General features: G+C 41.3%; 1 pseudogene. It reads left to right on the forward strand.

The window, feature by feature from the left end:
* Nucleotides 1-61: 61 nt before the first annotated feature.
* Nucleotides 62-163 (forward strand): annotated as a pseudogene (locus ACLRGG_RS21250) (Y-family DNA polymerase); the annotation flags it as partial.
* Nucleotides 164-346 lie beyond the last annotated feature (183 nt).

Genomic DNA, 346 nt, shown 5'->3' on the forward strand with positions numbered 1-346 from the left:
AGATGTGTATAAGAGACAGATCCGTGGCGATTCATTCATTCAAGTTTAGAGATGCTTGACAGTGTTCGCCCTTGTCGACGTTAACTCATTTTATGCTTCATGCGAGACCGTTTTCAGACCCGATCTCCGTGGCAAACCTGTGGTGGTGCTATCTAATAACGATCTGAGTGGTGAGAAGTGTTAGTTAGTTTCGTGCTTTTCAAGTCATTAGGTCTGGGTCTGCTTTGAGCAAACAACGGACGTTATTAATTGAGTCTCTATGATTTTTTAAAATTCCGTGTACCAATCAACTGAGACAGGTCAAAGCTATTAACTGAAAATAAGGTGTATTAGCTCAGACCTGATC

Origin of the sequence: Erwinia sp. PPS120, from assembly GCF_047918655.1 — a bacterium.
GTDB classification, from domain to species: domain Bacteria; phylum Pseudomonadota; class Gammaproteobacteria; order Enterobacterales; family Enterobacteriaceae; genus Erwinia; species Erwinia tasmaniensis_A.